This is a genomic window from Acinetobacter soli (assembly GCF_000760595.1).
Classification (GTDB): Bacteria; Pseudomonadota; Gammaproteobacteria; order Pseudomonadales; family Moraxellaceae; genus Acinetobacter; species Acinetobacter soli.
Window position 1 is genome coordinate 85,106 of the sequence record NZ_BBNM01000001.1, and the last position, 14,554, is coordinate 99,659.

A 14,554-nucleotide genomic window follows, 5' to 3' on the forward strand; every position below is an offset into this window, starting at 1 on the left:
CTCATGCTTAAGGTTTAACCAAGGAATAAATCATGCAGCATGCATCTCATCAAAAGATTCAAACAATAAAGATTGCCATTATTGGAGCAGGTTTTGGCGGTTTAGCCATGGCCATTCGACTGCTCCAAAACAATATTCGTGATTTTGTCGTGTTAGAAAAAGCAGCAGATTTAGGTGGAACATGGCGAGACAATCAGTATCCGGGGGCAGCCTGCGATGTTCAGTCGCATATGTATTCCCTTTCATTCGCTCCCAAAACTGACTGGTCTAAACGCTATGCAGAAGCCGATGAAATTTTTGGATATATGCAAGATCTAGCAGCGCGTTATCAATTCAAAGAATTTTGTCGTTTTGAACATGAAGTCATTTGCGCAAAATATGATGAAGATGGATGTTATTGGCATATCGATATTAAAGACCAAGCACCACTTCAAGCACAATTCTTAATTTTTGCTTCGGGGCCTTTGCATGTTCCGCAAATCCCGTATATTAAAGGCATTGAAACATTCAAAGGAAAAGTGTTTCACTCATCTCAATGGGATCACAGCTACGATCTAAGTAATAAGCATGTTGCATCGATTGGCACAGGTGGTAGTGCAATTCAATATATCCCCGAAATTGCACCTCAAGTCAAACAGCTTTACGTGATGCAGCGCACCGCAGCATGGGTTATTCCGCGCGATGAACGACGTTATTCAAAGCTGGATCAAGCATTATTTAAACACTCTGAAGCGTATCGCAAACTGCATCGTACTCGACTGTACTGGAGCAATGAATCGCGGGTTGTACCGATTGTTAAACCCACCATTATGAAATACGGGCAAAAACTGGCAGAAGCATTTATTCGTTATCAGGTAAAAGATAAGCAACTTGCCAAAAAACTTACACCCGATTTTGTCATGGGGTGTAAGCGAATTCTAATATCGAACAAATACTTCCCGACGTTTAATCGAGAAAATGTAGAACTTGTTACAGACGGCATTCGGGAATTAAAAGCACATAGCATAGTGACCAATGACGGTAAAGAACGCCCCATTGACTGTTTGATCTATGGCACGGGCTTTGTAACCGATCCGCGCATTTATCTAAAAAAGTTTGAATGCTATGGCAAGCAAAATATCGAACTCAAAACAGCGTGGAAAAATGGACCAGAAAGCTATTATGGTATTTGTACGGCAGGCTTTCCAAATCTGTTTCAGTTACTCGGCCCCAATACCGTATTGGGTCATAATTCAGTGATTTTCATGATTGAATCACAAGTCGACTATATTCTACAGTTAATTAGAAAAGTCGATCTGTCACAATGCAGCGCCATTGAGGTTAAACAAGAACAACAAGATCGATTCAATCAAAAAATTCAACAGCAATTGCAAGGTACGGTATGGCAAGCAGGAGGATGTGTCAGTTGGTATCAAACCCAAGAAGGAAAAAACTTTTCACTCTGGCCAACGTATACTTGGCAATACTGGCTTCAAACCCGTAAAGTTGATATCGCGGATTATCATCTCTGGTCAAGTCGGGATGCAAAAAAGATTGCAGTATAATTGATGATCGTCATAATAAGTAAGTTGTCTACAGCTTACTTATTTCATGCAATCTCTTCTTCTTATTACACAAATTTTAATTGTAGGTACTCTGGGTTATTTTTTGGGGCCTCGTTTATCTCAAACATTGCAGAAGCTCGTATTTAAAGTACTGCCTTATTTTTCTTATTTGCTACTTATGGCGGTCGCTTTTGAATTTAGCTTTGCATTTCATCAGCTCAAAGATCCACAACAAATTTTGCCAACTGCGCTGATTCTAGCTTTCACGACCACATGTGCTTCGTTTGTAGTGTGTATGCTTGCCTATCAGCTTTTAGATCGTGATAGCGTGCAAGGTAAAATTTCATTTTCACTATTTTTAAACGCAATTAAAAATATCAGTCATGCCTGTCTGGCCTTAATGCTAGGGGGAGCTATTGGCGCCATCTGTTTATGGCAAAACTGGGATCCGCACTTTAATAGCTGGTATTTATTGTTATTGTTTATTTTCCTCATTGGGATTGAACTGGCTTTTACACGCTTAGACAGATCATGGCTCAGCTGGAAAATACTGGTGGTCCCATGTGCTGCAATTTTAGGGTCTTGTTTGGCAGCGTTGGGATGTCATTACTTTCTACACGACCTTTCACTTAAAGAGATCTTCGCGCTCTCTCAAGGATACGGCTGGTACTCGATGTCTGGTATTTTACTGACACAGCTACATTCTAGTGACCTCGGTGGAATGGCGCTCTTGACCGATTTGTTTCGCGAAATTTTTGCAATATTGTTGATGTATTGTTTTGGCTGGCGATTCCCTCGCTCAGCAATTTCTAGCGCAGGTGCTACATCGATGGATGCTACGCTGGCCATGGTCAAGCAGTCATGCGGCACACATTATGTGCCGTATGCGATGGTCAGCGGCATTATTCTGTCATTGCTTGCACCAATTTTGATGAGTTTGGTGCTTATGCTTTAAGCAAGGCTAGATAAAATACTTTTGAGCATTTCATTTGGATTTTCTGCACGCGTGATTGGGCGACCAATCACCAAGTGCGTCGAGCCATCCAGCATGGCCTGTTTCGGTGTCACGATGCGCTTTTGATCATCAGCATTGGCGCCTTCAGGTCGAATACCTGGGGTCACCAACGCAAAATCTTGACCTAAAAGATCACGCAATATCTTTGCTTCTTGCGCCGAACATACCACACCATCAAGACCGCTTTCTTTAGTAAGTTGAGCTAAGCGTTTTACCTGTTCAGACGGCTCAATATCTAGACCAATATCACGTAAATCTTCACGACCCATCGAGGTTAATACAGTCACGGCAATCAGTTGTGTCTGATAGTTTCCTGCTTTAAGACGTTCAACGCAGGTTTCCATCATTTTACGACCACCCGAGGCATGAACGTTCACCATCCACACCCCCAAATCTGCTGCCGCACATACGGCTTGTGCTGTGGTGTTTGGAATGTCATGAAATTTCAAATCGAGGAATAGTTCAAAACCGCGATCTTGCAAAATTCTGACTGTTTGCGGCCCATCGTGAGTAAATAGCTCCTTGCCTACTTTGACACGACAAAGTGATGGATCGAGCTGATCTACAATGCTCAAAGCGTCATATTGGCTCTTTGCGTCTAAGGCAACAATAATACTCACGAATCTAATTCCACAGCTTAAAATTCGGGTAATTATAGATGTATTCATGCTTTGCACAAAGCATGAATGTGGTTTTTATCAAAAAAAGCGTCTAAGACAAGTCCAATCGACCTTATCTTTGTTCAGAGATCAGTATTGCACGCGTATCTGCTTCAAGCGCCTCAAAAATGTGTTCCTGATCGGCCGGATAACAAATGTAATCACCCTCGTTCAGAATCTTAGGCTCAGATGTCAGCCCCACTCTGGCTCGCCCTTTCATAATGACAATGTGCTCAACACTTCTAATCGGATGTGGATGACTTAATCTTGGTTCTCCCATTTGCGTGGTTAAAATATATAGGTCTCGACGAGCACCCGTCGGACATACCGCAAGAAGGATGGCCTGATAGTGCGCTACTTCGGATGAAACCGATGGCCCCTCGCCAAATCGAATAATTTGAGTCTGGGGGCTATGACTTTCCATTAATTTTGCAAAAGGAATATCCAGTGCAACACACAGCGCCCATAATGTCTCAAGGCTTGGATTACCTTGAGCAGCTTCAAGTTGCGATAAGGTAGATTTTGCAACTCCAGCGCGCCGTGCGACTTCTGCCAGTGACAAACCAGCTTTTTGTCTTTCTCGCTGTAAATTTTTAGAGACAATTTCAATGGGCAACGACATAACTCACCATAAAAAACGATTGTTCGTTTTGACGAACGATGTAGAATAAACTATTATAACGTACGTTCGTTTGATATAAAAAACAATCATGTCAACCAAAACATACATTTCTCTCGCTAAAGCCATCATATTGATTTCCATTGCGATTGGTATCGTTGGTCTATCACTTGGCTCGGTCGCTGCCAGCTTTGGGCTTCCTATGTGGATTCCAGTACTGTTATCTGTGAGTGTTTTAGCGGGCGCGGCAGAATTTACTTTTATTGGTATGGTTGCTTCTGGTGCACATCCAATTTTTGCAGCATGTACAGGTATCCTGATTAATTTACGTCACTTGCCTTTTGGCTTATCAGTCGCAGAATTTATCCAAAATAATCGTTTAAAATTTTTGGCCTGCCATATTATGAATGACGAAAGTGTCATGTTCGGTTTAAGTCAATCGGATCTGGTACTCAAAGCTAAGGCCTACTGGTTCTGCGGTATTTGCATTGCAATTTTTTGGCCTTTAGGCGTTATCTTAGGCTATATTTTGGGTCGATTTATTCCAGATATTTATGCGTTTGGTATCGATGCCGCTTTTCCAGCAATTTTATTTGCGCTCATTATGCCGATGTTAAAAAACAAGACCACCCGGAAACGCGCTTTTCTTGGTGCAGGACTTTCGCTGACCTCAATCCCGTTTCTTGCAACAGGATTGCCTGTTTTAGTTTCAATGTTGGCCCTTTTACTCGGAAGAAAATCGAAATGAATACTAATGAAATCATTATTTTTATTGGAATTATGGTGCTTTCAGCGGGTACTTATCTGATTCGTTATACTGGCTTCTATCTTGCCCACCAAATTTCGTTTCAAGAAAAACACAAACAACTCATGTCTGATGCTGCATGCGTATTGTTATTCACGTTAGCCGTTTTTAACACGTTATTTGAACAAGATCAGTTTAGTGGAATGAGTAAGCTAATCGGTGTGCTCGTGGCAATCGGTATTGCTTGGAAAAATGGCTCTTTGGTATTCGTCATTCTTTCGGCCGTAGGCACCACTGCAATTTTACGCTTTCTCGGAATTAAATAAAAAAAATGGCCCATAGATGAGAGAGCCATTTTATTTGTAATCATCACAACTTAAAAAACCAATCTGTATGCTATTTAAAGTGGATTACGGTTTTGAGGTTCAGGTTGCACATCTAATACAGTTTTTTCGTGTCTTACACTGGCTGCGGCCTCGGCAGCAGCTATCTGAGCAGTTTGAATCTGCTCTTTACGTAAGTATTCGATATCTTTACGTAGTCTTTTAATTTCCCAGCTTTTCTGGATTACTTTAAAGACTAACACCCCTAACAATAGGCCGATGACAACGCCGAGCACCAAAGTCAGTAAGAGTAACAAGCCCAATCGCATAGCAGGAACTTGAGTAAACAATAAGTCGACCGGTAATTCTGTTGGATTTTGAAGTACCAATGCTAATGAATATCCGAACAAAATAACGAGTAATGCGACAAGTATATAACGCATAAAGACCTCATTTTATTGAGTTTATAATTTATTTAGTAATTGCCTCATTCACGGCATCACGAAGTGCTTTACCGGGCTTAAAATGAGGAACAGCTTTTGCAGCAACTTCAACCGATCTACCTGTTTTAGGGTTACGGCCTACACGAGGTTCTCTATGATGCAACGCAAAGCTCCCAAAACCACGAATCTCGATACGATTATCATTTGATAATGCATCGATCATTTGGTCGATCATGATTCTGACTGCTTCTTCAACCAAAGGTTCAGCCAAATGTGGATTTTTTAAAGCAATACGTTCTATTAAGTCAGACTTGTTAAGTGCTTCAGTAGTCATCGATGACCTCTTTAATTATTGCTGCTTTGAATTAAGTTTTATAATAACCTGTTTAAATACAAAACGGTAGCGCAGTACACTAATACTACGCTACCGTTTACAGTAATTGTATAAAAAGTACCAATTAGTTACACTAACCGTACTTTTTTAACAGTACTTATTTCATTTGCGCTTTAATCAAGTCACCAATAGTCTTAGGACCATTGTCTTGAGATACAGAAGCTGTACGAAGGTTCGCAACCGCTTCTTTCTCTTCAGCTTCGTCTTTCGCTTTGATAGACAAGTTGATAGAGCGAGATTTACGATCTACGTTGATGATTTTCGCTTCAACTTCTTGACCAACTTCTAGGAACTTAGTTGCATCTTCAACGCGATCACGGTTGATTTCAGATGCTTTTAGTGTCGCTTCGATTTCGTCACCTAACTTAACAGTAGCGCCTTTAGCGTCTACAGCAGTTACAGTACCTTTAACCAACGCACCACGTTCGTTCGCAGCTAAAAAATCGTTGAATGGATCGCTGTTCAATTGCTTGATACCAAGGCTGATACGGTTGCCTTCAGCGTCTACAGACAAGATAACCGCTTCAACAGTGTCACCTTTCTTGTAACGACGGATAGCTTCTTCGCCTTGTTCGTTCCAAGAAATATCAGACAAGTGTACTAGACCGTCGATACCACCTGGTAAACCGATGAAGATACCGAAGTCAGTGATTGACTTGATCGTACCAGAAACTTTTTCGCCTTTCTCGTGTGCTTTAGCAAACTCTTCCCATGGGTTAGCACGAGTTTGTTTGATACCAAGAGAAATACGACGACGCTCTTCGTCCACTTCAAGAACCATAACATCAACTTCGTCACCAATCTGAACAACTTTAGATGGGTGGATGTTTTTGTTAGTGTGGTCCATTTCAGATACGTGAACAAGACCTTCAACGCCTTCAGCGATTTCTGCGAAGCAACCGTAGTCAGTCAAGTTAGTTACACGTGCTTTAACGATAGAACCTTTAGGGTAACGGCTCATGATCGCTAACCATGGATCTTCACCAAGTTGTTTAAGACCTAGTGATACACGGTTACGCTCGCGGTCAAATTTAAGTACTTTAACAGTAACTTCTTGACCCACTTCAACCACTTCAGATGGATGCTTGATACGTTTCCAAGCCATGTCTGTGATGTGAAGAAGACCATCAATACCGCCAAGATCAACGAACGCGCCGTAATCAGTAAGGTTTTTGATGGTACCAGTAACAGTTTGACCTTCTTCAAGCTGAGCAAGAAGCGCTTCACGGTCAGCTGAAGATTCAGCTTCCATTACCGCACGACGAGAAACAACAACGTTGTTGCGTTTTGCATCAAGCTTGATTACTTTAAACTCGAGCTCTTTACCTTCAAGGTGAGTCGTGTCACGGATAGGACGAGTGTCAACCAATGAACCTGGTAGGAACGCACGAACTGGACCGATGTCAACAGTGAAACCGCCTTTTACTTTACCAGAGATAACACCAGTAACGATTTCGCCGTCTTCAAAGATTTTTTCAAGTTTAGTCCAAGTTTCAGCACGTTTAGCTTTTTCACGTGACAAAACTGTTTGACCCATACCGTTGTCAAGCGCTTCAACAACAACGTCAACAGTATCACCAACTTGAACTTCAAGTTCACGTTGATCATTTAAAAATTCAGTACGGTCAACAACGCCTTCAGATTTAAGGCCAGTGTCAACAGTTACCCAGTCACTATCGATGCTAACAACAACACCTTGGATGACTGCACCCTTTTCTACATTGAGGTTTAATTCACTTTCTTCAAAGAGGGCTGCAAAAGATTCGGTCATGATATACCTGATAAAGTCAGCGGTCTTGGATCAGACAAGGCCGGTTTAGTTAAGTCTCTACATAGTCCGTGTAAAACTGATCAAGCTATGCTTCAACTGATTGTTAATTTGTTTTAGGCCAGACGAAGATCGATGTAATCTGTCATTAACTGAAAAACATCGTCGATAGATAACGCCGAACTGTCGATAATATAGGCATCGGGTGCAGGACGCAGAGGGGCAACCTCTCGTTCCATATCACGCTTATCACGTGCCTGTATATTGGCCAAAATGTCGTTTATTTTAACATCAAGCCCCATACCCTGCAACTGTTTTACACGGCGCTCTGCGCGAGATTCTGCCGATGCAGTGAGGTAAATTTTCGCTTGTGCTTCCGGAAAAATCGCAGTGGCCATATCACGACCATCGGCGACCAAACCAGGTGATTGAATAAATGCGCGCTGGCGATCAAACAATGCTTGACGAAGCTCTGGCACAGCAGCCACCTTCGATGCGTATTCACCCACATGCTCTGTTCGAATCGTTTTGGTGACATCTTGCCCTTCCAGATCGATCGATATTCCACCAGATTGAGTATTAAATTGAATATCCAAATGCTGTGCAATCTTCACACATTCATCTAGCTGATCTGAAAGCTGATCGAGTAGCTGTTTGTTGTGCAATGACAGCCCCAGCAAACGATACAATGCGCCCGAGTCTAGAAGATGAAATCCGTAATGTGATGCAAGCTTTGCCGCAAGCGTTCCCTTACCTGATCCACTTGGACCATCGATTGTGATGATATGCGCTGTCATTGAATTATGGCTAACCTATCAATTTTGCTAATTTTGAAAAACCTAGTGTAATGGCTGACTTGAGTTGTGCAAGAATTAATTTACTTACAAAGGGTACTTTTGCTGTTAATTCAATCGTATAAATCACTCGCGTACGTGTATCTGAGAGTGCTTCAAACTCGATAATCCCAATATGATGCTTAATTAATGGATTATGAATCAATTTATATTCAATACGCTTATTTTCTTCTAAATAAGTGATTTCTTCTTGTATGGGTTTAACTGGACCCAACCCCATTCTTCGAATTGATCCAACTCCATCTGGCCGTGCCGGATCAGATGAGTCTTTCACACGCACAACCTGTATAGGAGCAAATAGCTTGTTATAGGCAGAGTGTTTAGACAAAACATCAAAAACCTGATCGATAGACGCATTAAATTCTTTTTTTACCGTTATTGCGTTCATATGCTTCCCTTTGACAATTCGAATTGTCAAATCAACATACTCAATTTAATGCAATTACGCAAGGTCATCATTTTCAGAAAATGTGTGCATTCAGGTCAATTTAATCTGAGCTTTGTGCACTATATTGCAATCGGAGTAATCGCTTTTGTTCACGGCGCTTTTTAAAAAAGTCACTCAGTTGAGTCGAACATTCTTCTTGCAAACACCCATACTCATAAATAAATTTATGATTGAAATAACCCAAGTTTAAAAGTTGACGCGCACTCACAAGCGAACCAGCTTTTGGCTCAGTAGTGGCAAACACGACGCGATGTATGCGCGCATGTACCAAAGCCCCCACGCACATTGTGCATGGCTCTAAAGTGACATAAAGGGTCGCATCTTCAGGGAGTCGATAATTCTGAATTGACTCGCATGCCATTCGGATGGCACGGATTTCAGCATGTGCAGTAGGATCATGCAAGCTGATTGGCGCATTATAACCTGAGCCAATGATCTTATTTTGGCTCACAATAATGGCACCCACTGGCACCTCGTTACATGCACCAGCAACAGCGGCTTGCTCGAAAGCAAGCCGCATCCACTGTTCATCTGTTTCTTTTTGATCAGACATTTTGCTTAATTCATAATGCCGTAATGCTTCAATAGCTCATTCCAGCTTGCAATATCCGTCACAGGTGGATGGTCACCTAAAATCCCTTTCAAACTTAAATCTTGGGTATTTTTCCATGCTGGAGACAAATCCTTATCGACCAGACGCGCACGCACTCCTTCTACAAAGTCAGGATGGCGAATTTTCCAGTCTGAGATTTGCGCTTCAAGCTTAAACACTTCGTCCCATGCATGTACTTTTCTGCCCCATTGCCACAACAACCAAGTGATTGCAGCAGTGCTTGGAGAGCCTTTTTGCAAGTTTTCACTGGCCTGACGTAGCCAGTCGCTTCGAGCATCAATTAACCCGACAATCGACTGATAATCCTGTTCGAAGTTTTGACCCTTACATACACTATGAATCACATCGAGTGAATTTTGTAGCGGACCCGCTGCAACAGGACGATGCAAACTATTTAACGTGTCATCAATGGCTCTAAAGTTTCCTGCTGGATAATGATTCCAGTCGATATCCAGTACTTTTTTAAGTACATTGTCACGCTGCGCATCACAAATGTGGGTCGCCCAGCCGATACTATAGGCCCCTGCCGCGGTCATGATGGAACCCGTTAATCCGGTAAACAACCCTACAGGCCCACGGTCGGCCAGAAAACGACTGGCTCCTACATCAGGATAAAGGCCGATATTGATTTCTGGCATTGCCAAGCGTGAGTACGGGGTAACCAGTCTGAATGGTGCAGCCATAAATAGACCAAGACCACCACCCATTACATAACCCTCACCCCAAACAATGATGGGTTTGGCATAGTTATGTAGCAGCAAATCAAGCGCATATTCTTTTTCAAAGAAACGATTTGCACTGTCGACTTCCTGATTAATCACCAGTTGTCTTAATTTGCGTACATCTCCACCTGCACAAAATGCTTTTGGCGTAGTGGAATCCAACCAAATGGCTTTTACTTCGTCATCTTCATGAAACTCTTCAAACACCTGCAACAGCGCGGTGACAATCGACTCATCAAGTGCGTGTAGGGATTTCGGACGGTTAAGACGGATAATACGCCAACCATTACTTGCTTCTTCAACAATTAAATCCGGATGATAACGTGTTACGTCGGAAGAATTACTCATGCGTCCAGCTGCCAGTCTATTGGCTCAATGCCATGTTGTTTCAGATAATTATTTGCTTTGGAGAATACTTTACATCCAAAAAATCCACCACGATTTGCGGCAAGTGGAGATGGATGCGCTGCTTTTAATACCAAATGTTTTTCACGATCAATACGCTGACCTTTACGTTGTGCGTAAGCACCCCATAAAATAAAAACAATATGTTCACACTGCTCATTTAATACATCAATCACGGCATCGGTAAACTGCTCCCACCCTTTACCCTGATGTGAAGTCGGCTGTCCTGCCTCAACGGTTAAAACACTGTTCAGTAGTAATACACCTTGATCTGCCCACTTGGTTAAATCACCATGCTTGGACAATGGTATGCCTAAGTCAGTATTGAGCTCGTGAAAAATATTTCGAAGTGAGGGTGGCAGCGTAATGCCTTTTTGCACAGAGAAACTTAGCCCATTGGCTTGGTTGGGCCCGTGATAGGGATCTTGTCCTAAAATCACCACTTTGACATCAGCCAACGGTGTTGTATTAAGCGCATTGAAGATTTGCTTACTTGGCGGATAGATGATCTTGTCTTGATTTTTTTGCTGCATCAAGAATTCACGCAGGTCATCCATGCGTGAACTTAACAAAAATTCCGCTAAAGAATACTTCCAACTTTCATCCAACTGAACTTTACTGAGTTTTTCATGTTGTTGCTCAGTCAACTGCATTTTTTCATCCTAAACGCTTATTTCATACCATGTAATGATGAGTGATAGGTTGAGTTAAACCTGAACCTGTAACTCAACCTGTGGATTTTTAAATCGATTACCTTGCTTTAACTTCTCATACATTAGTGCATCTGTCCATTCAGTTTGCACTTGTTCTGAGAAAATAATATCTTGCAAATGAAGTTGTCCCATTTGCGGGTTTTCAATATCTTCAATAAAGCTTTGCGCATATCCTGTATCTGTTTCATGCACAATCACAGAATATACCTCGACATCCCCTTCACCATTTTGCGTGATGGTTGAGTTAAGCACCTGTTGCGCTAGATAAAAGAAAATACGTGAAAATTGCTCCGCAGATGGCGACACTGGCAATGATACCCAACGCGCACTAAACTGTTTGCACGCCTGAATATATTCAGGACTGTCGTCTTGCCAGAAACAGATCGCATGATCAAAACTGTCATACAGCTCTTTAATCACACCTTTAAGCAACCCAAAATCGTAAACCATCTGACCATGATCGAGTTTATTGGCTTTAAGTAGCAATTCAACTTTATAGCTGTGACCGTGGATTGAACGTTTGCAACGATCTGAGGTACAGTTACGCACAATATGCGCATTTTCAAATTTGAATAACTTACGAATTAACATGCGTCCGATCAAACTTCGACAACTAGATCGTACATTATAGATCAATTCGTCAGGCATTACATTTCTTTTAACGTTACTGACAATTAGCAAAACGTCTTAATTCAACTCAATTGCGTATTTTTCTTCTTCAAATACCTCAAAATTCATGATTGCTCTACTAAAAATTAGTCCATAGCAGCTTTGGGCACAGATGCTAAACTACGAGAATACACATAAACTTTTTTATTGATACGTACCAGATCGCTCGTAAACTGACGTTTACGCTCACTTAACAACACCTCAATGTAAGCTCTGAAATAATCTGAGCGGACATCGAGCAAATTTTTAAATTTGTTCTGGTTTTCCGCACTGACCCCCTTAAAGGCATCAAGCGTCCACAATTCATCTACACTTTTAAAGTATCCCATATTGGACATTTTCTCTTGTAGTGCGTTTTGAACGGCTGCCGGATTTAAACTGGTATCCAAGCTGGTCAAGAGTAGCGTAGATGCCGTATTGATATTGACTTTAGTCGGTGCATTTGAAGGTAATGCTGTGACATAAGGACGTATTAAATCAAAATTTTTACCCTCAAATCCGCGAACCATACGCAGCTCATCTACACTATGAAATTTTGTGTTGGCTGCCAAATAAGGACGGCTCAAACCTTGATAATAGCTACTTTCTGCGCCAGCAGAACCCGACACTTCATCATTACGATCTTGCCAGTCAATCACTGCTTCACTTAACTGTGGTGACAATCCCACACGTACCAGTAACTGCTCAAACCATGCTTTGGCATTTTCATCAACTTTATCTTGCGCATCGACCAGATTATTCAGATTAAATTTTCCCGATTCGTCTTTTAATACGCCAGAGACAAAACCATCTTCAACCGGAAACGGTGGCATAGGCTGAGCCCAGATTTCTGCTGGATGATCTGCTTCAGCCGCATTTTGTGCATCTTGCACCAGCAATTCGGAAAAAAATGCTTCGGCACTTTTTGCATATAACAGGGATTGGTTTTGACGGATTAGATATCCTGTATTTTGTGCCGTATTGCTCTGATGTTTTACAATAGATGCTGCCAAAATCGTTGCCAAAGCCACCATTACCAGAATCGTGATTAACGCAACGCCTTGCTGTCGTTTCATCGGTTTATCCTTTGGCCTATGATCCGTTTACACTCATAAATTGAGTATCTAAAAGCGGAAAAATCCATTCATAGTTTACATCTGAACGCTGTACATCAATCTTAAGCCCTCGCGGCAGGCGCTGCATGCTGGTAGGCTGACTTAAATCTGCACCCGCCTCAGGCCACTGGTTGAGTATCTGCGGATTCAACACGGTTATTCGAAATTGATCTACATTTTTGAGCAGTACACTCGATTCTGGCTGCTCGTTGTTGGTGATATTCAGGCTACGGTATTTCAACCGATATACCATCTTTTCACTGGGTACATAACGATATTCAATACGTTCGTATGGCGCGAGGCCCTCTTTGAGCGGATCACTCACTCCTGCCTTGCTAAATTGCAAACTGGTATCACTCAGGCTGAGTGCAGGCCGGATTTGTCCGTTGATATTGGCAGTCATCGGGATGAGCTGCAGTGAATCTCGAAGTATAATTTGATAGGCATCTTGCAACTCAAAAATCTGAAGCTCATGTTGCTGGTTGCGTTCCTTGGTCTTAATCAGATAGTCAAAAATTTTCCAGCCCAATGCAGAAAGAACCGCAAAAATCGCAATCGCCACCAAGAGCTCAACCAGCGTAAATCCCGATCTTTTTTTCATGAGACGTTTTCTTTAGGTGGATAATTGAAAAACACCATATGCGTAATTCCCGCTTCAACTTTGTTTTGCTGAGGATCAAAGCGGCTGATCTGAATTTCAATCCGCTGTACGTTTGGACTAATCGTCGTCTGTGCAGTTTTATCGACTTGCCACGTTTCACCCTGAGACGTCACTTGCTTTGAGGATGTGCCTTGCATCCATTCACGATTAATTTGCATCATGGCGGCTTCGTTCATTGCCACGAATTGTGCTTTGGTTCTTAATACGGCATTGGCTGTAGACTGAGTATACTGCATACCGAGCTTAGTCAAGGCCACTGCAGCGGTTGCAAAAATCGCGAGCGCCACCATCACTTCTAATAATGTAAACCCTTTAGTTTTCATTTATTTTACCCAAGTGATCTACTTCAATTTCTGCACCGACTGGTGTCTGGGCAGAATAAAACTGGATGCGAACAGGTTTAACTTCGCCATTTCCTAACCAGACCAACTGAGGCGCCTGTTGCCCCACCAGATCCTGATTCGATGCGGCACGATAATCGTAATCTACAGGCCGAATTTGAAAGCTGACATTGGTAGGCAATGAGCGCACTGGAAGGTCTTTGTAGACTTGCCATTTGTTATTGGCCTGAATGACGGTTTGAGCAGACGGTTCTATGTACTCAAGTATCTGGTAGCCAAATGGGCGTACATCGGTTTGTGGAAGTGTTGCCAGTGCTAGAATTCGCCCCTGATCTGTAGCTTCGCGATTAATACGCTGTAAATCCAAGAGAAAGAACTCGCGCGCCTGCATGGCTTTACGCTGATCTACACCACTTATATTCAAAACAATCAGTGACGCTAAAATTCCAACAATTACAATGACCACCATCAGCTCGACCAAGGTAAAACCGGACTGCCGCAGTGGTTTATTGTTCATGTGGATA

19 protein-coding genes are annotated in these 14,554 nt (G+C 42.2%); 4 read left to right on the plus strand and 15 right to left on the minus strand.

Annotation, left to right across the window (positions count from 1 at the left end):
* Nucleotides 1–32: 32 nt before the first annotated feature.
* Nucleotides 33–1,544 carry a flavin-containing monooxygenase gene (locus tag Aso01_RS00435; protein ID WP_004938678.1) on the plus strand — a complete coding sequence of 504 codons (1,512 nt, stop codon included), beginning with the start codon at nt 33–35 and terminating at the stop codon, nt 1,542–1,544.
* Nucleotides 1,545–1,590: 46 nt separating this feature from the next.
* Entirely contained in the window at nt 1,591–2,499 is a 909-nt protein-coding gene (locus Aso01_RS00440; RefSeq protein ID WP_004938684.1) for a LysO family transporter, read from the plus strand.
* On the opposite strand, the gene pyrF is transcribed toward Aso01_RS00440, so the two are convergent.
* Nucleotides 2,496–3,179, minus strand: coding sequence for an orotidine-5'-phosphate decarboxylase (gene pyrF / locus Aso01_RS00445; protein ID WP_039909979.1), 684 nt, complete (start codon nt 3,177–3,179; stop codon nt 2,496–2,498). The two genes, Aso01_RS00440 and pyrF, sit on opposite strands and share 4 nt — an antisense overlap.
* Nucleotides 3,180–3,291: 112 nt before the next feature.
* The gene (locus Aso01_RS00450; RefSeq protein ID WP_004938688.1) at nt 3,292–3,840 is read right to left on the minus strand and encodes a helix-turn-helix domain-containing protein; all 549 of its coding nucleotides are present in this window, start codon (nt 3,838–3,840) and stop codon (nt 3,292–3,294) included.
* Between the two features lie 88 nt (nt 3,841–3,928).
* Here Aso01_RS00450 and Aso01_RS00455 point away from each other — a divergent pair, with 88 nt between their 5' ends.
* Together Aso01_RS00455 and Aso01_RS00460 are read left to right on the plus strand one after the other, a co-directional pair.
* A complete protein-coding gene (locus Aso01_RS00455; protein ID WP_004938691.1) occupies nt 3,929–4,585 on the plus strand; it encodes an AzlC family ABC transporter permease in 657 nt (218 codons plus the stop codon).
* Nucleotides 4,582–4,908 (plus strand): AzlD domain-containing protein, encoded by a 327-nt coding sequence (locus Aso01_RS00460; RefSeq protein ID WP_004938694.1) that lies wholly within the window; start codon nt 4,582–4,584, stop codon nt 4,906–4,908. Before Aso01_RS00455 ends, Aso01_RS00460 begins: the two co-directional genes overlap by 4 nt.
* A 74-nt stretch (nt 4,909–4,982) precedes the next feature.
* On the opposite strand, the gene Aso01_RS00465 is transcribed toward Aso01_RS00460, so the two are convergent.
* The 13 genes from Aso01_RS00465 to Aso01_RS00525 all read right to left on the minus strand — a co-directional run bounded on the left by Aso01_RS00465 (nt 4,983) and on the right by Aso01_RS00525 (nt 14,547).
* Entirely contained in the window at nt 4,983–5,348 is a 366-nt protein-coding gene (locus Aso01_RS00465) for a lipopolysaccharide assembly protein LapA domain-containing protein (protein ID WP_004938696.1), read from the minus strand.
* Nucleotides 5,349–5,376: 28 nt separating this feature from the next.
* Nucleotides 5,377–5,682, minus strand: coding sequence for an integration host factor subunit beta (locus Aso01_RS00470; RefSeq protein WP_004938699.1), 306 nt, complete (start codon nt 5,680–5,682; stop codon nt 5,377–5,379).
* A gap of 157 nt (nt 5,683–5,839) precedes the next feature.
* Nucleotides 5,840–7,513 (minus strand): 30S ribosomal protein S1, encoded by a 1,674-nt coding sequence (gene rpsA, locus Aso01_RS00475; protein WP_004938702.1) that lies wholly within the window; start codon nt 7,511–7,513, stop codon nt 5,840–5,842.
* A 113-nt stretch (nt 7,514–7,626) separates the two neighbouring features.
* Nucleotides 7,627–8,307 carry a (d)CMP kinase gene (gene cmk, locus Aso01_RS00480; RefSeq protein ID WP_004938704.1) on the minus strand — a complete coding sequence of 227 codons (681 nt, stop codon included), beginning with the start codon at nt 8,305–8,307 and terminating at the stop codon, nt 7,627–7,629.
* Between the two features lie 10 nt (nt 8,308–8,317).
* Nucleotides 8,318–8,752 carry an SRPBCC family protein gene (locus Aso01_RS00485; RefSeq protein WP_004938706.1) on the minus strand — a complete coding sequence of 145 codons (435 nt, stop codon included), beginning with the start codon at nt 8,750–8,752 and terminating at the stop codon, nt 8,318–8,320.
* A 100-nt stretch (nt 8,753–8,852) separates the two neighbouring features.
* Nucleotides 8,853–9,365 carry a tRNA adenosine(34) deaminase TadA gene (gene tadA / locus Aso01_RS00490; protein WP_004938709.1) on the minus strand — a complete coding sequence of 171 codons (513 nt, stop codon included), beginning with the start codon at nt 9,363–9,365 and terminating at the stop codon, nt 8,853–8,855.
* A 5-nt stretch (nt 9,366–9,370) separates the two neighbouring features.
* Entirely contained in the window at nt 9,371–10,495 is a 1,125-nt protein-coding gene (locus tag Aso01_RS00495) for an enoyl-CoA hydratase/isomerase family protein (RefSeq protein ID WP_004938710.1), read from the minus strand.
* A complete protein-coding gene (gene ung, locus Aso01_RS00500) occupies nt 10,492–11,205 on the minus strand; it encodes a uracil-DNA glycosylase (protein WP_004938711.1) in 714 nt (237 codons plus the stop codon). The genes Aso01_RS00495 and ung overlap by 4 nt, the downstream gene beginning before the upstream one ends.
* Nucleotides 11,206–11,259: 54 nt before the next feature.
* Complete coding sequence (locus Aso01_RS00505) at nt 11,260–11,856, minus strand: 6-pyruvoyl trahydropterin synthase family protein (protein ID WP_025095495.1); 597 nt, start codon at nt 11,854–11,856, stop codon at nt 11,260–11,262.
* Between the two features lie 164 nt (nt 11,857–12,020).
* On the minus strand, nt 12,021–12,989 hold the full coding sequence (gspK, locus tag Aso01_RS00510; protein WP_004938715.1) for a type II secretion system minor pseudopilin GspK: 969 nt from the start codon (nt 12,987–12,989) through the stop codon (nt 12,021–12,023).
* A 16-nt stretch (nt 12,990–13,005) separates the two neighbouring features.
* Nucleotides 13,006–13,629, minus strand: a complete 624-nt coding sequence (gspJ, locus tag Aso01_RS00515) for a type II secretion system minor pseudopilin GspJ (RefSeq protein WP_004938718.1) — start codon at nt 13,627–13,629, stop codon at nt 13,006–13,008.
* Nucleotides 13,626–14,012: a type II secretion system minor pseudopilin GspI gene (gspI, locus tag Aso01_RS00520; RefSeq protein ID WP_004938722.1), complete on the minus strand. Its 387-nt coding sequence runs from the start codon at nt 14,010–14,012 to the stop codon at nt 13,626–13,628. The genes gspJ and gspI overlap by 4 nt, the downstream gene beginning before the upstream one ends.
* Complete coding sequence (locus Aso01_RS00525; RefSeq protein WP_004938724.1) at nt 14,002–14,547, minus strand: prepilin-type N-terminal cleavage/methylation domain-containing protein; 546 nt, start codon at nt 14,545–14,547, stop codon at nt 14,002–14,004. Before Aso01_RS00525 ends, gspI begins: the two co-directional genes overlap by 11 nt.
* Between the last annotated feature and the right edge of the window lie 7 nt (nt 14,548–14,554).